Here is a 22,316-nt window from a genome sequence, read left to right as displayed (position 1 = left end):
AATCGATGCAAGGCTTTTTAAGAGCTTTCGCACCCACGCCGCTGGCGTTATCCTTGATTTCATCCTAATTGCCCCAGGGCGGCTAAATACGACCTTGAACGCACCCATCGAACCACATCGTTTTATCCTCGAGCCCTTTGAGGCTCGCCGCTTCGCCAATCTGTGCGGGCAGTTCGACGAGCATCTGCGCCTGATCGAACAGCGCCTGGCCATCGAGATCCGCAACCGCGGCAATCAGTTCGAGCTGATCGGCGAACCCAAACACACCACTTCCGCGGAAAACCTGATTCGCCGCCTGTACCGGGAAACCAAGGGCTCGGAGCTGTCGCCGGATACGGTGCATCTGTTCCTTCAGGAATCGGCCGTCGAGCAACTGGACAACCACGCCCCCGCCGAAGCCTCCGTCGCCCTGCGCACCAAGAAAGGCATGATTCGCCCACGGGGCTTGAATCAGCTGCGCTACGTGAAGGAAATCCTCGGCAACGACATCAACTTCGGCATCGGCCCGGCCGGTACCGGCAAGACCTACCTGGCGGTCGCCTGCGCCGTCGATGCTCTGGAGCGCGAACAGATCCGGCGCATCCTGCTGGTGCGTCCAGCGGTCGAAGCGGGTGAAAAACTCGGCTTCCTGCCCGGCGACCTGTCGCAAAAGATCGACCCGTACCTGCGCCCGCTCTACGACGCGCTCTACGAGATGCTCGGCTTCGAATACGTGGCCAAGCTGATCGAGCGTCAGGTGATCGAAGTTGCGCCACTGGCCTACATGCGCGGTCGTACGCTGAACAACAGCTTCATCATTCTCGATGAAAGTCAGAACACCACCGTTGAGCAGATGAAGATGTTCCTGACCCGGATCGGTTTCGGCTCCACGGCCGTGATCACCGGCGACATCACCCAGGTCGACCTGCCGCGCGGCACCAAATCCGGACTTCATCACGTCATCGAAGTCCTGAAGGATGTGCCGGGCATCAGCTTCACACACTTCCAGCCCAAAGACGTGGTGCGCCATCCGTTGGTGCAACGCATCGTCGAAGCCTATGAGCGCTTCGAGACGCGTTTGGCCGATGAAGCGCCAAAGGACACTCGCCACGATGCTTGAGCTTGACCTGCAAGTCGCGACCGAAGCCTCTGCGCCGACCGAAGCCGAGTTCCGCCAATGGTGCGAACTGGCCCTGCGCCAGCGCACCGCCGACTCGGAAATGACCATTCGTCTGGTCGACGAGGAAGAAGGTCGCGAACTGAATCACACCTGGCGCCACAAGGATTACGCGACCAATGTCCTGTCCTTTCCCGCCGAAGTGCCCGACGAGTTTCTCGACATCCCGCTGCTGGGCGATCTGGTGATCTGCGTGGCCGTGGTCGAGCGCGAAGCCGCCGAACAGGGCAAGGAACTAAAGGCCCACTGGGCACATCTGGTCATTCACGGCTGCTTGCATCTGCTTGGTTACGACCATATAGATGACGAGGAAGCCGAGGAAATGGAAGCACTGGAACGCGAGTTGCTTGCCGAATTGGGTTATCCCGATCCGTACGCGGACGACGAAACCGAAACATCCCCTACTGTTACAACAAAGGATTCAGAGTAATCGCTATGAGCGAAGATCGATCGAGCAACGGGCAAAAGTCATGGCTGGGTAAATTGACCCAGGCTTTTGCCCACGAGCCGAAGAACCGCCAGGAGCTGCTGGAGCTGCTGCGCGATGCACATCAGAACAAACTGCTGGACAGCGAAGCGCTGGCCATCGTCGAAGGCGCCATCCAGGTGGCTGACCTGCAGGTTCGCGACATCATGGTGCCGCGCTCGCAGATGATCAGCATCAAGGCGACCCAGACACCCCGCGAATTCCTCCCTGCCGTGGTCGACTCCGCCCACTCGCGCTACCCGGTCATCGGCGAAAGCCATGACGACGTGATGGGTGTGCTGCTGGCCAAGGACCTGCTGCCGCTGATCCTCAAGGAGAACGGCGACAGCTTCAACATCAAGGACCTGCTGCGCCCGGCCACCTTCGTGCCGGAGTCCAAGCGCCTGAACGTGTTGCTGCGTGAATTTCGCGCCAACCACAACCACATGGCCATCGTGATCGACGAATACGGCGGTGTGGCGGGTCTGGTGACGATCGAAGACGTACTGGAGCAAATCGTCGGCGACATCGAAGACGAGCACGACGTCGAAGAAGACAGCTACATCAAGCCGCTGCCCAGCGGTGATTTCCTGATCAAGGCCCTGACGCCGATCGAGAACTTCAACGAGTTCTTCGACAGCGAATTCTCCGACGACGAGTTCGACACCGTCGGCGGGCTGGTGATGAGCGCATTCGGGCACTTGCCAAAACGCAACGAAATCACTGAAATCGGCGCCTATCGTTTCCGCATCCTGAACGCCGACAGCCGTCGGATTCATTTGCTGCGACTGACGCCAATCGCCCGGTAATCAATAAGGACTGAAATGCGCTGGACAACCCGCCCCGGCTGGCCCGGTAACCTGCTGGCCGTGGCGGCCGGTGCAATCACCACCTTCGCGCTCGCACCGTTCGATCTCTGGCCGCTGGCCTTGCTGGCGGTCGGCCTGTTCTATGCCGGCCTGCGCGAGCTGAGCCCGCGTCAGGCACTGGGTCGTGGCTGGTGCTTCGGTTTCGGCCTGTTCGGCGCCGGCACCAGCTGGATCTATTACAGCATCCACCACTTCGGCGGCGCTTCGGTGCTGCTGGCCGGGTTCCTGATGCTGATCTTCACGGCGGCCATTGCCTGGTTCTTCGCCCTGCCCGCGTGGCTCTGGGCGCGCTGGTTGCGGCGTAACGAAGCGCCGGTGGCCGACGCCCTGGCGTTTGCGGCGTTGTGGGTCGGTCAGGAAGCTTTCCGAGGCTGGTTCCTCACCGGTTTCCCATGGCTGTATTCCGGTTACAGCCAGCTCGACGGCCCGCTGGCCGGGCTCGCGCCCGTGGGCGGGATGTGGTTGGTGTCGTTCGTTCTCGCGCTGACCGCTGCACTGATCTACAACGCACCGCGCCTGCTGCAAACCCGCCGCAAAGCCTTCATCGCCGCCGGTCTGGTATTGCTGATCGGGCCATGGGCGGCGGGGATTGCGCTGAAGGGCCATGCCTGGACCAGCCCGGCCGGCGCCCCTCTGACCGTTGCCGCGATTCAGGGCAACGTCGCGCAAAGCATGAAATGGGACCCGGCCGAGCTCAATGCGCAACTGGCGCTGTACCGCGATCTGAGTTTCCGCTCCAAACCGGTGGATCTTTTGATCTGGCCGGAAACCGCCGTGCCGGTGCTCAAGGAGTCCGCCGAGGGCTACCTGAACATGATGGGCAACTTCGCCGCCGAGCGTAAATCGGCGCTGATCACCGGCGTGCCGATCCGCGAAATGGTCCGTCACGAAAAACGCTTCTTCAATGGCATCACGGTAGTCGGCGAAGGCGATGGCACTTATCTGAAACAGAAACTGGTGCCGTTCGGCGAGTACGTACCGTTGCAGGACATCCTGCGCGGGCTGATCGCGTTCTTCGACCTGCCGATGTCCGACTTCGCCCGGGGCCCTGCCGATCAGGCGCTGTTGCAGGCCAAGGGATATCAGATTGCGCCGTTCATCTGCTACGAAGTGGTGTATCCCGAGTTCGCAGCTGGTCTGGCGGCACGCAGCGATCTGCTGCTGACGATCAGCAACGACACTTGGTTCGGTACCTCCATCGGCCCGCTGCAGCACCTGCAAATGGCGCAGATGCGTGCACTTGAAGCCGGACGCTGGATGATTCGCGCGACCAACAACGGCGTGACCGGGCTGATCAACCCGTTCGGGCAGATCACCGAGCGCATCCCGCAGTTCGAACAGGGCGTGCTGTACGGCGAAGTGGTGCCGATGCACAACCTGACGCCGTATCTGCAATGGCGCTCGTGGCCGTTGATCATCCTGTGCGTGGTGCTGTTCGGCTGGGCGCTGATGACCAACCGGATGTCCAAGACCCTCTGAGAAATCGCCCGCTCCCACAGATGACCACTGTGGGAGCGAGCTTGCTCGCGAAGGCGCCATCAACGACAACGCATCAATCGGCGCTGTCATTCCCTCGATAGAACATCGAATAGCCGATCTGCCCCACCGCCTCGTTCATCAACTGCCCGCTCTGCCAGATCGACTTGAATTCCGGCAGCCAGCCGCCAAACGGTCGCGCATTGTCCGTGCCGAGGAAACCGACCGGCGCCGGCACCACTTCAAATCCAGCCTGTTGATAACTCCACACCGCTCGCGGCATGTGCCAGGCCTGGGTCACCAGTACGATGCGCTTGACGCCTTCCGGCAACAGCACTTTGGCGCTGAATGCAGCGTTTTCCCACGTGGTGCGGCTCTCCCCTTCCTGCCAGCGCACCGTCACACCGAAATCATCGCGCAACGAATCAGCCATCAATTTGGCTTCAGTCGGCGGCGTGCCGTAATGCAGGCCACCGCTGGTCAAAATCGGCAGTCCTGACGCCTTGGCCAGACGCGCTGCATAACGTTGGCGCTCCAGACCTACGCCGGTCGGCTGATCTTCGCCCCAGGCCAGATCGCCGCGCTCGCGCCCGGAGCCCAGTACCACAATCGCATCGGCGCGTTGCGCAAGGCTTGTCCATGCATCCCGGGCCAGCGGCGGCTCGCGCTCCAGGGCCTTGGCGCCCCACTGCACGACCACCGGCAGACTCATCAGCCAGAAGCCACCAAACCCCAGGACAAAACACAGCCCGGCCAGCCGTGGCCGCGAGCGACGCAGCCACCAGGCCGTCAGCAACAGCAATAAAAGAAGGCCAGGCGGCAACAGAAGTTGTTTGATGAAATAGCGAATAGGCATCGAGCATCTCCAAAGATGCCCGAAGCCTAAGTGGGTTGTTACAACGCGACAACCAGTAGGGCCGGATCCCGTTGAAAAAGATCCGCTTTTTGACCTGCCATGCGTTTACTTGGCCTGCAGAGTCCGAACCTTGAGGGTGTCTCTGCCGGGCGCCTTGTCCTTGAGCCAGATGACCTTGGCCGTATGGGCTGCATCGAGTTGTTTCACGGCTTGTGACAGGTATCCGTGGGTTTCACGCTCACTGCGATCCAGATAGGCCTTGACCAGTTTGAACTCGGCGGGACTCAAGCCACGCAATTCCAGTTCCAGGGGGCGCTCGTCGCGCAGCCTTCCAGCGGTTTTTGCCGCGTCCAGGGCCATTCCCAGACGATCGATCAACCGCTCGTACAACTCCGGTTTGGTAACGTTTTTTTGCTGTGACTCCACCATCCCTCACCTCATTGAAGATAAGACTCACTCCCCAGTTAGAGCTTAGCTTCGCTGCACAAACCGGCTGCACGCCGCGACCAACGGCCCTCGCCGCGATTCCGGCCGGTCAAACGGCTGCAATCAGGGTTTCCCTAGGCCAAGCGCGGTCATGTATGCTACGGCGCTTCCTGTAACTCCACTTCCAGCTCGTCCGACATGCCCAGGACGTCGCATTGAAGAGGATTAGGCCACCCCTATCCAGTACAAAAGTAGCCATGCACGAACAATATCAGCCCCGTGAAATCGAAGCCGCCGCCCAGTCGTTCTGGGACGAGCAAAAGTCCTTTGAAGTCAGTGAACAGCCAGGCAAGGAGACTTACTACTGCCTGTCGATGTTCCCTTACCCCAGCGGCAAGCTACACATGGGGCACGTGCGCAACTACACCATCGGCGACGTGATCTCCCGCTACCAGCGCATGCTTGGCAAGAACGTTCTGCAACCGATGGGTTGGGACGCCTTCGGCATGCCGGCGGAAAACGCCGCGATGAAGAACAACGTAGCTCCGGCCAAGTGGACCTACGAAAACATCGCCTACATGAAATCCCAGCTGCGCAGCCTGGGCCTGGCGGTGGACTGGTCGCGCGAAGTCACCACTTGCAAACCGGATTACTACCGCTGGGAGCAATGGCTGTTCACTCGCCTGTTCGAAAAAGGCGTGATCTACCGCAAGAATGGCACCGTGAACTGGGACCCGATCGACCAGACCGTTCTGGCCAACGAACAGGTGATCGACGGTCGCGGCTGGCGTTCCGGCGCGCTGATCGAAAAGCGCGAAATTCCGATGTACTACTTCAAGATCACCGCCTACGCGGATGAGCTGCTGGAGAGTCTCGACGAACTGACCGGCTGGCCTGAGCAGGTCAAGACCATGCAGCGCAACTGGATCGGCAAGTCGCGCGGGATGGAAGTGCAGTTCCCGTACAACGTCGATTCGATCGGCGAAACCGGCACCCTGAAAGTCTTCACCACCCGTCCGGACACCCTGATGGGCGCAACCTATGTTGCCGTGGCTGCCGAACACCACCTGGCTGCTCTCGCTGCGAAGAACAACCCTGAGCTGCAAGCGTTCATCGCCGAATGCAAGGGCGGCAGCGTCGCCGAAGCCGACGTCGCCACTCAAGAGAAGAAAGGCCTGCCGACTGGCCTGTTCGTCGAGCACCCGCTGACCGGTGAAAAACTGCCGGTGTGGGTCGCCAACTACGTGCTGATGCACTACGGCGATGGCGCGGTCATGGCTGTGCCGGCTCACGACGAGCGCGATTTCGAGTTCGCCCACAAGTACAACCTGCCGGTCAAATCCGTGGTTCGTACCAGCTCCGGTGAAACCAACCCGGCTCCGTGGCAAGACGCCTACGGCGAGCACGGCACGCTGATCAACTCCGGCGAATTCGACGGTCTGGACTTCGCCGGCGCGTTCGACGCCATGGAAGTTGCCCTGATCAAGAAAAACCTCGGTGCCTCGCGCACCCAGTTCCGCCTGCGCGACTGGGGCATCAGCCGTCAGCGCTACTGGGGCTGCCCGATCCCGATCATCCACTGCGACGCCTGCGGTGACGTACCGGTGCCGGAAGATCAGTTGCCGGTCGTCCTGCCGGAAGACGTTGTACCGGACGGCGCCGGTTCGCCGCTGGCACGCATGCCCGAGTTCTACGAGTGCACCTGCCCGAAATGCGGTCAGCCTGCCAAGCGTGAAACCGACACCATGGACACTTTCGTCGAGTCGTCCTGGTACTACGCCCGTTACGCCTCGCCGCACTTTGAAGGCGGTCTGGTGGAAAAATCCGCGGCCGACCACTGGTTGCCGGTGGATCAGTACATCGGCGGCATCGAACACGCCATTCTTCACCTGCTCTACGCGCGCTTCTTCCACAAGCTGATGCGCGACGAAGGCCTGGTGAGCTCCAACGAGCCGTTCAAGAACCTGCTGACCCAAGGCATGGTGGTCGCCGAGACTTACTATCGTCGTGAAGCCAACGGTGCCTACACCTGGTTCAACCCGGCGGACGTGGAACTCGAGCGCGACAGCAAGGCCAAGGTCATCAGCGCCAAACTGATCGCCGACGGCCTGCCGGTGGAAATCGGCGGCACCGAGAAGATGGCCAAGTCGAAGAACAACGGCGTCGACCCTCAGTCGATGATCGATCAGTTCGGCGCCGACACCTGCCGTCTGTTCATGATGTTCGCCTCGCCACCCGACATGAGCGCGGAATGGTCCGACTCAGGCGTAGAAGGCTCGCACCGCTTCCTCAAGCGCGTCTGGCGCCTGGCTCAGGCCCACGTCATTCAGGGCCTGCCGGGCAAACTGGACATCGCCAGCCTGAACGACGAGCAGAAAGTCATTCGCCGCGCGATCCACCAGGCGATCAAACAGGCCAGCCATGACGTCGGCCAGAACCACAAATTCAACACCGCCATCGCTCAGGTGATGACGCTGATGAACGTGCTGGAAAAAGCCGCGCAAGCGACCGAACAGGATCGGGCACTGGTTCAGGAAGGCCTAGAAACCGTGACACTGCTGCTGGCGCCGATCACACCGCACATCAGCCACGAGCTGTGGAACCGCCTGGGTCACGCTGACCCGGTGATCGACGCCGGCTGGCCGATACTGGACGAAAGCGCGCTGGTGCAGGACAGCCTGACCCTGGTGATCCAGGTCAACGGTAAGCTGCGTGGCCAGATCGAAATGCCGGCCGCCGCCACCCGTGAAGAAATCGAAGCGGCAGCCCGTGCCAACGAAAACGTGCTGCGTTTCGTGGACGGCCTGACGATTCGCAAAGTGATCGTAGTGCCCGGGAAACTGGTCAATATTGTCGCCAGCTAATTGGATCGGGCGTCAGGTGTGCCTGACGCCCAGTAAAACCTTTCGGGCCACAGAGTCGGCCCACATGGTTTCAAGGGGAGCAACACAATGATCAAACGCAATCTGCTGGTGATGGGCCTCGCCGTCCTGTTGAGCGCCTGCGGTTTCCAGCTGCGTGGTACCGGCACCAACGAACTGTCGATCAAGGAGCTCGATCTGAGCGCCCGCAACGCCTACGGCGAAACCGTGACGCAACTGCGTCAGGTGCTGGAGGCCAGCGGCGTCAAGGTCGTTTCCGGTGCGCCTTACAAGCTGTTCCTGGCCGATGAGCAGGAAAACCAGCGCATCCTCAGCTACGCCGGTGCCGGTCGTACTGGCGAGTACCAGGTGAGCACCGTGCTCACCTACGACATCCGTGGCGAAAACAACCTGCTGCTCAAAAGCGACAAGCTTGAAGTGCAGAAAGTGTTCATCCACGACGGCAACAACCTGGTGGGTTCCGACCAGGAAGCCAACGATGCCCGCCGTGAAACCCGCCGTGAACTGGTACAGCGCATGATGCTGCGTCTGCAACAGCTGACGCCGGCGCAGCTGGACGCTCTGCAGCAAACCGCCAACGCCCGTGCCAAGGCAGAGGCCGACGCCCTCGAAGCGGCGCAGAAGGCTGAAGCGGAAACCCCGCGTCAGTCGCCGCTCGAACTGCCGCAGCAGTAAGACGTTCGGGGCGCGCAGGCGCCCCGTTCGCCCTCTCTTATGAAGCTCGCTCCCGCCCAACTCGGCAAACACCTGCAAGGCGCCCTTGCGCCGGTCTACATCATCAGCGGCGATGACCCGCTGCTGTGTCAGGAAGCCGCCGACGCCATTCGCACCGCTGCCCGTCAGCAAGGGTTCGACGAACGCCAGGTCTTTGCCGCCGACGCCAATTTCGATTGGGGTACGCTGCTGCAGGCCGGCGCCAGCATGTCGCTGTTCGCTGAAAAGCGCCTGCTGGAACTGCGCCTGCCTTCAGGCAAGCCCGGTGACAAAGGTGCTGCCGCGCTGATCGAATACTGCTCGCGCCCGGCTGAAGACACGGTGCTGTTGATCAGCCTGCCGAAGCTCGACGGTAGCGCGCAAAAGACCAAGTGGGGCAAGGCGCTGGTCGAGGGTCAGCAGACCCAGTTCATCCAGATCTGGCCGGTGGATGCCAACCAGCTGCCGAGCTGGATTCGTCAGCGCCTGTCCCAGGCCGGCTTGTCGGCCAGCCAGGACGCGGTCGAGCTGATTGCCGCGCGGGTCGAAGGCAACCTGCTGGCCGCCGCGCAAGAGATCGAAAAGCTCAAGCTGATGGCCGAGGGCGGGCAGATCACGGTCGAAACCGTACAGGCGGCCGTGGCCGACAGTGCACGTTTCGACGTGTTCGGCCTGACCGACGCGGTGCTCAACGGCGAACCGGCCCACGCCCTGCGCATGCTCGAAGGGCTGCGCGGTGAAGGGGTCGAGCCGCCGGTGATCCTCTGGGCCCTGGCACGGGAGTTGCGCCTGCTGGCCAACATCTCGTTGCAATACAGCCAGGGAACGCCGCTGGACAAGTGCTTCAGCCAAGCTAAGCCGCCAGTCTGGGACAAGCGCAAACCGCTGATGAGCAAGGCCCTGCAACGCTACTCGGCGCAACGCTGGGGGCAATTGCTGCTAGAGGCCCAGCGCATCGATGCGCAGATCAAGGGTCAGGCGGCCGGCTCGCCGTGGATGAGTCTGAGCCGGTTGGCGCTGCTGATGGCGGGCCAGCGCCTGACACTACCTGCCGAATAGCACTCGCCTCACTTTTCCCTCCAACGCTACCTCCCCATCAAAGATAATTTTGATCAGCGGGGTTGTAACTGAAGGACGCTGCCCAGTTTGTCGCATTTATGGTCAACTTGATGATTGGCACTATTTTCGAGTTAGCCTGAGTGTAGTAAGAACTCTGATTTTTTTTCGCTTGAATCAGTCCTGCCGCGTCAGTATAAAAAAAAGCCTCGATGGGCATGTTCGCAGCCGGCTGCCTGGTCCATACGGCTACGACAAGTTCATTCTCATCATTGCGGCCATTCTTCGGGATTCTGGGCATGGCCGCCAAAGCCTGACGAAATAACGCTGCTGTTTGATAAGGCGAGTTATCGCGAACATCCCAGCTGCATTGTTTCTGCTCTCGCACCGGTGTATTTGCCATGTAATGGGCAATAAACTGATCGGCTGTCGTGATGCCTTGCAAAGAGCAGTACCGACTGATTGCACCGTGATACGCGTGTTGCCCACACCCCCCGTCCGCTCGCATATCGGTCGCGCCGTCGATTACATAAAAGCATACAGCCTTATATTTTAGCTGCCCGGCAGTCAACTGTGAGATGGGCTTGACGATAAAACCATTATTGGCGCGATTGTAAAGCGCTGGAAATCGGGAGTCTGTACTCATATAAGAAAATGCAACAAACCCGTTGCTTATATTTACCGGACTGGGATCCCAAACATTATAGGAATCACCATATACCGTTGCTCTGATTATGATACCTCGACATAAAAATACGGGTGCAGTTTCACTATTGAAACAATTAGATGACGTTTGCGCATAGCGTGCGTTCAATGCCGTCGCGACAGCCGCTCCGTCATTGCCGGTGCGCGTAGTCGTTCTTGATTGCGTGGCTATTTGATCGACAGGAGCACTAGCGCAGGCGAACAAAAGAGACATGAATACCAGCAAAATCACTTGTTTCATAATTAACTCCCGACTCATTTACTGAGCTGAACAACATTTTTGAATGTCAGTCGCGAGAGCCAAGCGATGTCAAACAACAGGTCTGATAATCCACAAGAGATCTTTCAATTCCTGAGTTCCAGATTCCTGAACACCGCGTATACTGACCGCTCAATTGCAGGAGATTCTTCATGAGCAAGAAGAGAACCAACAAAGCCAAATCCCTCGTCGCCCAACCCCTTTTCCGTAGTCGCCAGGAACGACCAAACAAGGGAAAAGGCAGCTACCGTCGCGAAGCCTTCCAGTCTAAAAGCTGGGAGGCTTCTTGCATTCTTGCCGCTTGATTGTTGTCTGCTCTCATACATCGTCGAATCCTCACTCGACCTACTGCATTCAAACACCAAAAAAAATACAGCGACAGCTGTTAGATCTGACAGTTGAACGCCACCCGGCAACAGCGTAGGTTGATCGATTAGTCGACGAGCCATCCGTGATTTTCTCACCCGATAACCGATTAATTTGGCAGGCATGTTAAGGTCTGCACCTGATTCGTATTCCCTGGACCTGTGCATGCCCCTCAGTCTTTCCCGTCGTTGGCCTTTTCGCCAACTGATCGCTGCCTCCAGCTTCGTACTGCTCGTCGCCTGCGCGGAAAAACCCACCGCTGCCGACGCTCAACCGCTTCAAACCGTTCCCGTTGCCACAGCCCCAGCGGTCATTCCGCCGGTAGTGCCGTCCGGTGACGGCCTCGACCTGCAACCGACTCAGACCTTTGCCGAATGGCAGGCCGGCTTCCGTAAGGACGCTCTGGCCGCTGGCATTCGTGCCGACCTGTTCGACCGCGCGTTCGCCAATGTCAGCTTTGATGCCAGCGTGATTCGCGCCGATCGCAGTCAGCCGGAATTTGCCCGGCCGGTCTGGGAGTACCTGGACGGTGCCCTTTCGCCCTTGCGCGTACGCAAAGGCCAGGCCCTGATCAGCCAGTACGCCGACATCCTGCAAAGCATCGAACAGCGTTATGGCGTTGATCGTCAGGCGCTGGTGTCGGTGTGGGGAATGGAAAGCAACTTCGGCCAGTTTCAGGGCAGCAAGTCGGTGATCAACTCGCTGGCCACCCTGGCCTACGAAGGTCGCCGTCCGGGATTTGCCCATGCGCAGCTGATCGCGGCGCTGCAGATCCTGCAACAGGGCGACATCACACCGGAGAAAATGCTCGGCTCCTGGGCTGGCGCCATGGGCCAGACCCAGTTCATTCCCACTACCTACAACACCCACGCCGTGGACTTCGACGGCGACGGTCGCCGCGACATCTGGGGCAGCCCGGCGGACGCCCTGGCATCGACCGCGCATTACCTGCAAAGCTCCGGCTGGCAGCGTGGCCAGCCGTGGGGCTTCGAAGTGCAGCTGCCGAGCGGTTTCAACTACACCCTGGCCGACGGCGCGATTCGTAAAAGTGTGGCCGAATGGCGGCAGCTGGGCGTGACCCTGCCGAACGGCGGCCAGGTGCCGGCCGGTTCCGAGCAACTGTCCGCTGCCCTGCTACTGCCGGCCGGTTACCGCGGCCCGGCGTTCCTGATCCTCGATAACTTCCGGGCGATCCTCAAGTACAACAACTCGTCGTCCTACGCACTGGCCGTCAGCCTGTTGTCCGAGCGCTTCAACGGTGCCGGCCTGATCAATGGCTCCTGGCCAAAAGATGACCTGCCTTTGAGCCGTAGCGAGCGGATCGAACTGCAAAACCTGCTCACCGCGCGCAACTACGACGCCGGTGCGGCAGACGGAATCATCGGCGCCAACACGCGCAAGGCGATACGCGCTGCGCAGCAGTCATTCGGCTGGCCGGCGGATGGCTATCCGACGCACAAGCTGCTGGAAAGCCTGCGCAATCCATAAACCAACAAAGACCGCCACCTCTTCAGGTGGCGGTCTTTTTTTGTGGCTCGTTCAGCAAATCACCACATCCTGCTCGAGCATCAGCTCTTTCTTCCCCGCATCCAGCCGAACCAGCGCTCCCAGCGGCAACGTCAGGTTCGGATCGCAGTGCCCGCTTCGCCAGCCCGACAGCACCGGAATCCGCAGTGGTTCAAAGGTCTGCTTGAGCAAGCGGTTCAAGGCCTCAATATCGACACCCGCCACATCCCCGACCAGCACGCCGCGCAATCTGGCCAATTTGCCCGCCAGTCGCATCTGGGTCAGCAAACGGTCGATTCGATACAGCGGCTCGTTGATGTCCTCGATGAGCAGAATCACCCCTTCGACATCAATTTCATAAGGCGTGCCCAAGGTCGCGGCGATCATCGCCAGATTGCCACCCTGCAAACGCCCGTGGGCAATGCCGGGCTCCACGGTGGTCAACGGATAAGCCACCGGATGACTCAGGACGCTGCCGGCCTTCAACTGACCGCGCAGCATGGCAAAGAATGACGTCACCGTCGGCGGCTCCTTGTCCCCCAGCAAGTCGGCATTCAACAGCGGCCCGTGAAAGGTCACGAACCCGGCGTAGCGACTGATAGCCAGATGCAACGCGGTGATGTCGCTGTAACCGACGAAGGGCTTGGCATGGCGACTCAGCAAGTCGTAATCGATGCGGTCCAGCAACCTGGGCGTACCGTAACCACCGCGCAGGCAAATGATCGCATCGACCTCCTTGTCAGCGAACGCCGCGTGCAGATCGTTGAGCCGCACCTCGTCGCTGCCAGCCAGATAACCCTCCTTCTGGTAGACGCCAGGGAACACGCGCAAACCGTAACCCCGGGCGCGCATCCACTGAACGGCCTTATCGGTGTCCAGCGTGCCGGGGCCGGCTGGCGCGATGACACCTATCAGCCCTTCCGACGGCAGCGCGGGCACAGGCTTGTGCGGAAAAAGGGTGGGGGTCGGTCGAACGGTCATCCATGGTCTCCCTGTGTGAATTCATGCTCACACAGTAGTCAGGAACGGCGGTAAACAGAAGAGGCTCAGCCGCGCCGCAGGTTGCAGGAAAATTCAGTAAAGCACGTAGGCCGGGCAAAAAAATGCCCGCCGGGCGATAAACCCCGGCGGGCATTTTCTCATTCAGCGCCGAATCAGGAACCGAGCAGCTCGGCCTTGACCAGTTTCGCCTGCTCGTCGGCATGGTACGAAGAACGCACCAACGGGCCCGAGGCGACGTTCTTGAAGCCCATCTTGTAACCTTCCTCGGCGAACCAGGCGAAGGTGTCCGGGTGCACGAAACGCTGCACCGGCAAGTGGCTGCGAGACGGTTGCAGGTACTGGCCCAGGGTGAGCATATCGATGTCGTGTTCGCGCATGCGCTTCATGACTTCGATGACTTCGTCGTCGGTTTCGCCCAGACCCAGCATCAGGCCGGATTTGGTCGGAATGTGCGGCATCATCTGCTTGAAGCGTTGCAGCAGGGTCAGCGACCACTGGTAGTCCGAACCCGGACGCGCAGCCTTGTACAGGCGCGGTACGGTTTCCAGGTTGTGGTTGAAGACATCCGGCGGCTCGGCCGCGGTGATTTCCAGGGCAATGTCCATGCGGCCACGGTAGTCCGGGACCAGGGTCTCAAGCTGCACGTTCGGCGACAGTTTGCGGATTTCGCGGATGCAGTCGGCAAAGTGCTGGGCACCGCCGTCACGCAGGTCGTCGCGGTCAACCGAGGTGATCACCACGTACTTGAGTTTCAGGTCGGCGATCGCGATAGCCAGGCTTTCCGGCTCGTTGACGTCCAGTGGTTTCGGACGACCATGGCCAACGTCGCAGAACGGGCAACGACGGGTGCAGATGTCACCCATGATCATGAACGTCGCGGTGCCGCCGGAGAAGCATTCGCCCAGGTTCGGGCAGGACGCCTCTTCGCAGACGCTGTGCAGCTTGTGCTTGCGCAGCAGGCTCTTGATGCGGTCGACCTCCGGAGAAACCGGAATGCGCACGCGGATCCAGTCGGGTTTCTTCGGCAGTTCGGTGGTCGGAATGATCTTCACCGGGATGCGTGCAACCTTCTCGGCGCCGCGCAGCTTGACGCCGGCTTCAACCTTGGGACGCGGGGCCGGGCGCTCGGTCACGTCGAGCGTCGGGATCATGGTTTGCACTGCATCAGTAGTCATATCAGTCGATTCCGCCCGTCAGGGTCGTCTGCTCAGCATAGTCGAGGTGTTTGACGAGCTGCGCGCGCAGCCGGGCACTTACCTCGGCAAATTCAATCGATCCTGCGTGCTCACTCAGCTGGGTCATTGCCAGCCCGGCATAGCCGCAGGGATTAATCCGTCGAAACGGTTCCAGGTTCATGTCCACGTTCAGGGCCAGGCCATGAAAGGAACAACCGTGGCGAATCCGCAAACCCAGAGAAGCGATCTTCGCTCCGTCGACGTAGACGCCGGGAGCATCCGGCTTGGCGACGGCGGTCACGCCATAGCTGGCCAGCAGTTCGATCAGGCAGCGCTCCATGCGGCTGACCAGATCGCGCACGCCGAAACCCAGTCGGCGCACATCCAGCAGCAGGTATGCCACCAGTTGGCCGGGGCCATGGTAGGTCACCTGACCGCCGCGGTCGACCTGCACCACCGGAATATCCCCCGGCAGCAACAGGTGCTCGGCCTTGCCGGCCTGGCCCTGGGTGAACACCGGCGGGTGTTCCACCAGCCAGATTTCGTCCGGGGCCGTGGTGCCACGCTCGTTGGTAAAACGCTGCATGGCCTGCCAGACCGGCTCATAAGCCATCTGGCCAAGCTCGCGAAAGCCCAGCGTGCCCGGCATCACAGCACCATGTGCACGAAACCGGTGGCCCGCAGTTCGCTGTTGATGTTGTACAGCTGATCCTGGTCGGTCGCGACGATGTGCAACTGGATGGTGGTGTACTTGCCGTTGCTGCTTTGACGCTCGTCGACACGCTCATCGTTGATTCTGGCGTGTTTCTTGACGATGTCGATGATCTTGTCTTTGTTGCCGACGCCCGTATCGCTGATCACCTTAACCGGATAATCAATCTGGGGGAATTCGATCTTTGGCGCCTTTACTTCGGTATCGGTCATGGCGTAACGGCCTCGTAAGCGTAAGCCCGGTAACGAACAAGGCCCCGCTCCGGATCGGAACGGGGCCATGCAGGTCAACTCAAATCAGTTGAACAAGCCGTAGAAGAATAGACGGATGCTATCCCACATGCGGCGGAAGATACCACCCTCCTCGACAGCGTCCAGGGCGATCAGGTCGGCGCTGTGCACCACTTTGTCGTCCAGTTTCACTTCGACTTTACCGATCACGTCGCCCTTGGCGATTGGCGCGGTCAGTTGCGGGTTCATGGTCATGCTGGCAGCGAGCTTCTTCAGCTGGCCTTTCGGCAGGGTCATGGTCAGATCCTGAGCCAGACCGGCCTTGACCTGGCTGGTCGTGCCTTTCCACACCGGAGCCTGAGCCAGTTCGGTGCCCTTCTGGTAGAAGGTCTGGGTTTCGAAGAAGCGGAAACCGTAGGTCAGCAGCTTCTGGGTCTCGGCGGCACGGGCCACTTCGCTGTTGGTGCCGAACACCACGGCGATCAGGCGCATGCCATCACGTACGGCCGAGGACACCATGCAGTAGCCGGCTTCGTCGGTGTGGCCGGTCTTCAGACCGTCGACGGTCTTGTCGCGCCACAGCAGCAGGTTGCGGTTAGGCTGTTTGATGCCGTTCCAGAAGAACTCTTTCTGCGAGTAGATCGCGTAGTGAGCCGGGTCTTCGTGGATGATCGCGCGAGCCAGGATCGCCATGTCGTGAGCCGACGAGTAGTGCTCAGGGTTCGGCAGACCGGTCGGGTTCATGAAGTGGGTATTGGTCATGCCCAGATCGGCGACGGTCTTGTTCATCAGGTCGGCGAAGGCGTCTTCGCTGCCGGCGATGTGTTCAGCCACCGCGACGCTGGCGTCGTTACCGGACTGAATGATGATGCCGTGCAGCAGGTCGCTGACCGTGACCTGCGAGCCGACCTTGATGAACATCCGCGAACCGCCGGTGCGCCAGGCGTTTTCGCTGACGGTCACCAGGTCGTTCTCACCGATCTGGCCGCGACGGATTTCCAGCGTGGCAATGTACGCGGTCATCAGTTTGGTCAGGCTGGCCGGTGGCAGACGCTGGTCACCGTTGTTCTCCACCAGCACGTTGCCGCTGTTGGCATCCATGAGCACATAGGATTTGGCGGCCAGTTGTGGTGGCGACGGCATCATCTCGGCCGCGAAAGCGGCAGGCGAGAGGAGCAGCGGGACTAGCAGACACAGGCGTTTGGCAAAGGTGGTGATGTTCATCCGTCTCTCGAAATCGCTAATGGAAACTTGCCCTTGCGGGCAAAATTAATCAGATGGCTTTCTAACGGGCCATCGCGTGTTCAGTTGCTCACTCCAGTCACCCTTGCCGGGCTTTTGTTCTTCGACGAGCCAACAACCTGGTTCACCCCCCAATTGCTGGTGAACCGTCAATCAAGTCCTACGTTTATTCGGTGACTACACTTGGCGAACCCAGGTTGGCCAGGCGCACGCTGTTCTGCACCTGGGCAATTTCACCCGGCGAACCGATCGGTCCCAGGCGAACCCGGTGCAGGGTCTGCTGATTGCGCACGATCGAGCTGATGAACACCGGAGCGCTCACCATCCCGCTGAGCTTCGCCCTCAGGAGTTCTGCAGCGTCCGGGTTGGCGAACGCGCCCACCTGCAGATACTGGCCAGACGCTGGTGCAGAAGCGTTTTTTTTTGCATCGAGCTGAACCGGCACGACAGCCGCGGCGTGCTGCTGCGGCGGCGGGGTCCATTGCTCGACGGTACCGGCCGAGGCCGTGATCACCGGGGCGTTATTCTGCGCGACTTGTGGCTCGTTGAGCATCAAAGGCGCCGGACGGCCCTTGGCGGCCCACCATTGCTGCGGGTCGATGCCTTCGACCTTGACCCGCGCGGTGCCGATTTCGGCATAACCGAGTTTTTTCGCGGCGGCGTAGGACAGGTCGATGATCCGGTCCGAGTAGAACGGTCCGCGGTCATTGACCCGCAGGATCACGCTCTTGTTGTTGTCCAGATTGGTCACCCGAACATAACTCGGCAGCGGTAATGTCTTGTGGGCGGCACTCATGCCGTACAGGTCGTAGACCTCGCCGTTGGCGGTGTTCTGACCGTGGAACTTGGTGCCGTACCAGGACGCGGTGCCAGAGGCCACGTAAGTCTTGGATTCCTGCAGCGGGAAGTAGGTCTTGCCCAGCACGGTGTACGGGTTGGCCTTGTACGGGCCGGTGTGCAGGGTCGGCGTGGCATCCGGGATACGCGATACATCGACATCCCACCACGGCGCGCCGTCCTTGTGGGCCCGGTTGATGTCCAGGCCCGGCTGCGAACGTACGGCGGTGGTCGGCTTCTGACTTGGCGAACGACTGGTCGAACAACTGGCGACCAGTACCGCCAATGCAGCAAAGGCCACCAGCTTCAGGGGTTTATTGATAGGCAATGCCCGCATTACTTGACGCCCCGTGCTTGTACCAGCTGTTCAGACAGTTGATGTACGGCCATGGCGTACATCACGCTGCGGTTATAACGCGTGATCGCGTAGAAATTCTTCAGGCCCATCCAGTATTCCGGGCCGTTGTCGCCTTCCAGGCGGAATGCGGTGACCGGCATGTCATCGCGCAGCGCATCATGACTCGACCAGCCCAGCGCTCGCAACTCCCCGACGGTTTTCGTCGGTTCGATGCCGGTGGTCAGACCTTCATCCACCTGCTCGCCACGGACATCCGCGCGACTGACCACCGGCTCGCCGGCAACCCAGCCGTGACGTTTGAAATAGCTGGCGACGCTGCCGATCGCATCATCCGGGTTGTTCCAGATATTGATGTGGCCGTCGCCGTCGAAATCCACCGCGTAGGCGCGAAAGCTGCTCGGCATGAACTGCGGCAAACCCATCGCCCCGGCGTAGGAACCCTTGAGGGTCAGCGGGTCGACCTGCTCTTCGCGCGCCAACAGCAGGAACTCACGCAGTTCCTTGCGGAAAAATTCGGCACGGGGAGGATAGTCGAAACCCAGCGTGGACAAGGCATCGATCACCCGGTAATTGCCGGTATTGCGTCCAAAAAAGGTCTCAACGCCAATGATCGACACGATCACCTGGGCCGGAACGCCGTATTCCTGCTCGGCGCGAGCCAGGGTGGCCTCGTGCTGACGCCAGAAGTCCACACCGCGGGCGATGCGCGCGTCAGTGATGAACATCGGCCGGTATTCTTTCCACTGTTTGACCCGCTCGGCGGGTTTGGAAATGGCGTCGAGAATCGCCTGTTTGCGCTGGGCCTCGCGGAACACGGCCATCAGCTGTTCGCCGGCGAAACCGTAGTCGCGGGTCATTTCACCGACGAATTCGGCCACCTGGGGCGAGCCTTCGTAATCGCCGGCCAACGCTTCCTGCGCGCTGCCAAGGATGCCTACCAGGCCGAGCCACGGTGCGTATCGTGTCGCCCAGTCACGCATTACTTGCATTGAACTCTTCACCTTATTCAAACCTGTGCGATCCACTTGCGATGGGTATGGATCGACATCAAAACCCCAAACGCTGACAGCAGCGTCACCAGCGAAGTTCCGCCGTAGCTAATGAACGGCAACGGCACCCCCACCACCGGCAACAGGCCACTGACCATACCGATGTTGACGAAAACGTAAACAAAAAACGTCATGGTCAGGGCGCCAGCGAGCAATTTACCGAACAGCGTCTGGGCCTGGGCGGTAATCACCAGACCACGGCCGATCAGCAACAGATAGATCAGCAACAGCGCGCAGATGCCCACCAGCCCGAACTCTTCGCCCAGCACGGCGATGATGAAGTCGGTGTGGCTTTCCGGCAGGAAGTCCAGGTGCGACTGGGTGCCCAACAGCCAGCCCTTGCCGAACACGCCGCCAGAACCGATGGCGGCTTTCGACTGAATAATGTTCCAGCCGGTGCCCAGCGGATCGCTTTCCGGGTCGAGGAAGGTCAATACCCGCTGCTTCTGGTAGTCATGCATGACGAAAAACCACATCGCCACCGACACTGGCACAGCCGCCGCCAGCACGCTGAGAATCCAGCGCCAGCGCAGCCCGCCCATGAACAGCACGAAGGCGCCGCCGGCCAGAATCAGCAGCGAAGTGCCGAGGTCAGGCTGGCGCACGATCAGAATGAATGGCACACCGATCAACAGCAGGCTGATGCCCACATGCTTGAGCTGCGGCGGCAGCGTGCGCTTGGACAGGTACCAGGCGATGGTCGCCGGCATCAGGATCTTCATGAATTCCGAGGGCTGGAAGCGGATCACCCCGGGGATGTTGATCCAGCGGGTCGCGCCCATGGCGTTGTGGCCCATGATGTCCACCACCAGCAGCAGCACCACCCCGATCACATACCCGAGCGGCACCCAGCGCGCCATGAACCGCGGCTCGAACTGGGCAATGATGATCATCGACACCAGACCGATGCCGAACGACGTGGCCTGTTTGGCCAGCAGATCCCAGCTCTTGCCGCTGGCCGAATACAGCACGAACAGGCTGCCGGCGGCCAGGATCAACAGCAGCACCAGCAACGGGCCGTCGATATGCAAACGTTGCAGCAGCGTCGCCCGGCGACGCATCACATCCTCGCTGGAGAGCATGCGATCGAAATTATTCATCACGGGCCGTAGCCTCCGCACTGATAGGGCTGGCGTATTCGGCCTTCAACCGTCCGTCCTGATCCAGCAGCCAGGCATCCATGACCTGGCGCACCACCGGCGCCGCAACGCCGGAACCGGACTCACCGTTCTCGACCATCACCGACACCACGATTTTCGGGTCATCCGCCGGAGCAAAGCCGACGAACAAGGCGTGGTCGCGGTGGCGTTCCTGAACCTTGGAGCGGTCGTACTTCTCGCCTTGCTTGATCGCCACAACCTGCGCCGTACCCGACTTGCCGGCGATCCGGTATTGCGCGCCGATCGCAGCCTTGCGCGCCGTGCCTCGGGCACCGTGCATCACCTGCTGCATGCCGTGGTTGACCTTGTTCCAGTCCGACGGATCGCGAAGGATGATGTCCGGCATCGGGTTTTCATCCTTGGGTTTCTCGCCCTCGATGGTCCTGGCCAGGTGCGGGCGGTTCCACACGCCCTTGTTGGCCACCAGCGCCGTGGCCTGGGCCAGTTGCAGCGGGGTCGATTGCATGTAGCCCTGGCCGATCCCGAGAATCAGGGTTTCGCCGGGGAACCACGCCTGGCGCCGGGTCGCGCGTTTCCACTCGCGGGACGGCATCAGGCCGGGAGATTCTTCGAACATGTCCAGCGAGACCTTCTGGCCGATACCGAACTTGTTCATGTAGGCCGACAACCGGTCGATGCCCAGCTTGTGCGCCAGGTCATAGAAGTAGGTGTCATTGGACCGCATGATCGCCGTGTCGAGGTCGACGAAGCCGTCCCCGGTGCGGTTCCAGTTGCGGTATTTGTGATCGTAGTTGGGCAGCATGTAGTAACCGGGGTCGAACACCCGGCTCGATGCCGTCACCACGCCCGCATCGAGACCGGCAATGGCCACCGCTGGCTTGATCGTCGAACCCGGCGGGTACAGGCCGCGCAGCACGCGGTTGAACAGTGGGCGGTCGATCGAATCGCGCAGCTCGGCGTAAGCCTTGAAGCTGATGCCGGTGACGAACAGGTTCGGGTCGAAGCTCGGCTGGCTGACCATCGCCAGCACTTCGCCGGTTTTCGGATCGAGCGCCACGACCGCACCACGCCGACCGCCCAGCGCAGCCTCGGCGGCTTCCTGCAATTTGATGTCGAGGCTCAGGACAATGTCCTTGCCCGGCACCGGATCGGTACGCTTGAGCACGCGCAGGACGCGGCCCCGGGCGTTGGTCTCGACCTCTTCGTAACCCACCTGGCCGTGCAGCTCGGATTCGTAAAAGCGCTCGATGCCGGTCTTGCCGATGTGGTGAGTGCCGCTGTAGTTCACCGGATCGAGGGTCTTCAGCTCTTTTTCGTTGATCCGCCCCATGTAACCCACCGAGTGCGCAAAATGCGCGCCCTGCGGGTAATGACGCACCAGTTGCGCGACCACCTCGACGCCCGGCAGACGGAACTGGTTCACCGCGATCCGGGCGATCTGCTCTTCGGTCAGCTCGAACAGGATTGGCACCGGCTCGAACGGCCGGCGCCCCTGGCGCATGCGCTTCTCGAAAATCACCCGGTCTTCCGGCGTCAGCTCCAGCACCTCGACGATCACGTCGAGCACCTGCTGCCAGTCGCCGGAGCGCTCGCGGGTCATGCTCAGGCTGAAGCTCGGACGGTTGTCCGCCACCACCACGCCATTGCGGTCGAAAATCAGACCACGGGTCGGCGGGATCGGCTGGACGTGAACCCGATTGTTTTCCGACAGGGTCGAGTGGTACTCGTACTGAATCACCTGCAGGTAATACAGCCGTGCGATCAGTACGCAGATCAGCGCCACCACCGCAATTGCGCCGAACACGACGCGACCACGCACCAGACGGGCGTCTTTTTCGTGGTCCTTGATGCGGATCGGCTGAGACATGAGGGCG

Annotated in this window: 21 protein-coding genes; 9 read left to right on the top strand and 12 right to left on the bottom strand. The window is 60.7% G+C overall.

Annotated features, from left to right (window positions below; all coding sequences use genetic code 11):
* Positions 1-94 precede the first annotated feature (94 nt).
* From ACKJSM_RS09550 to lnt, 4 genes are read left to right on the top strand one after another with little or no spacing between them, the layout of a single operon-like run.
* Entirely contained in the window at positions 95-1,099 is a 1,005-nt protein-coding gene (locus tag ACKJSM_RS09550) for a PhoH family protein (protein ID WP_011336084.1), read from the top strand.
* A complete protein-coding gene (gene ybeY, locus ACKJSM_RS09545; protein ID WP_236180282.1) occupies positions 1,092-1,586 on the top strand; it encodes an rRNA maturation RNase YbeY in 495 nt (164 codons plus the stop codon). The genes ACKJSM_RS09550 and ybeY overlap by 8 nt, the downstream gene beginning before the upstream one ends.
* 5 nt (positions 1,587-1,591) lie before the next feature.
* The gene (locus ACKJSM_RS09540; protein WP_007909641.1) at positions 1,592-2,431 is read left to right on the top strand and encodes an HlyC/CorC family transporter; all 840 of its coding nucleotides are present in this window, start codon (positions 1,592-1,594) and stop codon (positions 2,429-2,431) included.
* 15 nt (positions 2,432-2,446) lie between these two features.
* Positions 2,447-3,970: an apolipoprotein N-acyltransferase gene (lnt, locus tag ACKJSM_RS09535; protein WP_410237292.1), complete on the top strand. Its 1,524-nt coding sequence runs from the start codon at positions 2,447-2,449 to the stop codon at positions 3,968-3,970.
* 73 nt (positions 3,971-4,043) lie between these two features.
* Here the strand turns inward: lnt and ACKJSM_RS09530 are convergent, their stop codons facing one another.
* On the bottom strand, positions 4,044-4,823 hold the full coding sequence (locus ACKJSM_RS09530) for a YdcF family protein (protein WP_410237291.1): 780 nt from the start codon (positions 4,821-4,823) through the stop codon (positions 4,044-4,046).
* Positions 4,824-4,928: 105 nt separating this feature from the next.
* Positions 4,929-5,252: a hypothetical protein gene (locus tag ACKJSM_RS09525; RefSeq protein ID WP_236180272.1), complete on the bottom strand. Its 324-nt coding sequence runs from the start codon at positions 5,250-5,252 to the stop codon at positions 4,929-4,931.
* Between the two features lie 254 nt (positions 5,253-5,506).
* Between ACKJSM_RS09525 and leuS the strand changes: the two genes are divergently transcribed.
* From leuS to holA, 3 genes are all read left to right on the top strand, one after another.
* Positions 5,507-8,113, top strand: a complete 2,607-nt coding sequence (gene leuS / locus ACKJSM_RS09520; RefSeq protein ID WP_236180270.1) for a leucine--tRNA ligase — start codon at positions 5,507-5,509, stop codon at positions 8,111-8,113.
* A gap of 87 nt (positions 8,114-8,200) precedes the next feature.
* Positions 8,201-8,806, top strand: a complete 606-nt coding sequence (lptE, locus tag ACKJSM_RS09515; RefSeq protein ID WP_410237290.1) for an LPS assembly lipoprotein LptE — start codon at positions 8,201-8,203, stop codon at positions 8,804-8,806.
* Between the two features lie 39 nt (positions 8,807-8,845).
* Positions 8,846-9,883: a DNA polymerase III subunit delta gene (gene holA / locus ACKJSM_RS09510; protein WP_410237289.1), complete on the top strand. Its 1,038-nt coding sequence runs from the start codon at positions 8,846-8,848 to the stop codon at positions 9,881-9,883.
* Between the two features lie 37 nt (positions 9,884-9,920).
* Here holA and ACKJSM_RS09505 read toward each other — a convergent pair whose 3' ends face one another.
* Positions 9,921-10,826 (bottom strand): hypothetical protein, encoded by a 906-nt coding sequence (locus ACKJSM_RS09505; protein ID WP_410237288.1) that lies wholly within the window; start codon positions 10,824-10,826, stop codon positions 9,921-9,923.
* A 170-nt stretch (positions 10,827-10,996) separates the two neighbouring features.
* Between ACKJSM_RS09505 and arfA the strand changes: the two genes are divergently transcribed.
* Positions 10,997-11,149, top strand: coding sequence for an alternative ribosome rescue factor ArfA (arfA, locus tag ACKJSM_RS09500; protein WP_410237287.1), 153 nt, complete (start codon positions 10,997-10,999; stop codon positions 11,147-11,149).
* A gap of 226 nt (positions 11,150-11,375) precedes the next feature.
* A complete protein-coding gene (locus ACKJSM_RS09495; RefSeq protein WP_410237286.1) occupies positions 11,376-12,698 on the top strand; it encodes a lytic murein transglycosylase in 1,323 nt (440 codons plus the stop codon).
* Between the two features lie 51 nt (positions 12,699-12,749).
* Here the strand turns inward: ACKJSM_RS09495 and ACKJSM_RS09490 are convergent, their stop codons facing one another.
* The 9 genes from ACKJSM_RS09490 to mrdA form a co-directional block, all read right to left on the bottom strand.
* On the bottom strand, positions 12,750-13,697 hold the full coding sequence (locus ACKJSM_RS09490; RefSeq protein WP_410237285.1) for an LD-carboxypeptidase: 948 nt from the start codon (positions 13,695-13,697) through the stop codon (positions 12,750-12,752).
* 173 nt (positions 13,698-13,870) lie between these two features.
* Entirely contained in the window at positions 13,871-14,869 is a 999-nt protein-coding gene (gene lipA, locus ACKJSM_RS09485) for a lipoyl synthase (RefSeq protein ID WP_162130488.1), read from the bottom strand.
* 25 nt (positions 14,870-14,894) lie between these two features.
* Positions 14,895-15,542 carry a lipoyl(octanoyl) transferase LipB gene (gene lipB, locus ACKJSM_RS09480; RefSeq protein WP_039771855.1) on the bottom strand — a complete coding sequence of 216 codons (648 nt, stop codon included), beginning with the start codon at positions 15,540-15,542 and terminating at the stop codon, positions 14,895-14,897.
* Positions 15,542-15,817: a DUF493 domain-containing protein gene (locus tag ACKJSM_RS09475; RefSeq protein ID WP_410237284.1), complete on the bottom strand. Its 276-nt coding sequence runs from the start codon at positions 15,815-15,817 to the stop codon at positions 15,542-15,544. Before ACKJSM_RS09475 ends, lipB begins: the two co-directional genes overlap by 1 nt.
* An 84-nt stretch (positions 15,818-15,901) precedes the next feature.
* Positions 15,902-17,059 (bottom strand): D-alanyl-D-alanine carboxypeptidase family protein, encoded by a 1,158-nt coding sequence (locus ACKJSM_RS09470; RefSeq protein WP_236180260.1) that lies wholly within the window; start codon positions 17,057-17,059, stop codon positions 15,902-15,904.
* A gap of 184 nt (positions 17,060-17,243) precedes the next feature.
* Positions 17,244-18,251: a septal ring lytic transglycosylase RlpA family protein gene (locus ACKJSM_RS09465; protein ID WP_236180259.1), complete on the bottom strand. Its 1,008-nt coding sequence runs from the start codon at positions 18,249-18,251 to the stop codon at positions 17,244-17,246.
* On the bottom strand, positions 18,251-19,261 hold the full coding sequence (gene mltB / locus ACKJSM_RS09460; RefSeq protein WP_007958658.1) for a lytic murein transglycosylase B: 1,011 nt from the start codon (positions 19,259-19,261) through the stop codon (positions 18,251-18,253). The genes ACKJSM_RS09465 and mltB overlap by 1 nt, the downstream gene beginning before the upstream one ends.
* A gap of 17 nt (positions 19,262-19,278) precedes the next feature.
* The gene (gene rodA / locus ACKJSM_RS09455; RefSeq protein WP_410237369.1) at positions 19,279-20,382 is read right to left on the bottom strand and encodes a rod shape-determining protein RodA; all 1,104 of its coding nucleotides are present in this window, start codon (positions 20,380-20,382) and stop codon (positions 19,279-19,281) included.
* 31 nt (positions 20,383-20,413) lie between these two features.
* On the bottom strand, positions 20,414-22,309 hold the full coding sequence (mrdA, locus tag ACKJSM_RS09450) for a penicillin-binding protein 2 (RefSeq protein WP_236180257.1): 1,896 nt from the start codon (positions 22,307-22,309) through the stop codon (positions 20,414-20,416).
* Positions 22,310-22,316 lie beyond the last annotated feature (7 nt).

Origin of the sequence: Pseudomonas sp. PHC1, from assembly GCF_046487845.1 — a bacterium.
In the GTDB taxonomy this organism is placed as follows: domain Bacteria; phylum Pseudomonadota; class Gammaproteobacteria; order Pseudomonadales; family Pseudomonadaceae; genus Aquipseudomonas; species Aquipseudomonas sputi.
This window is presented reverse-complemented; position numbering and strand designations above follow the sequence as displayed.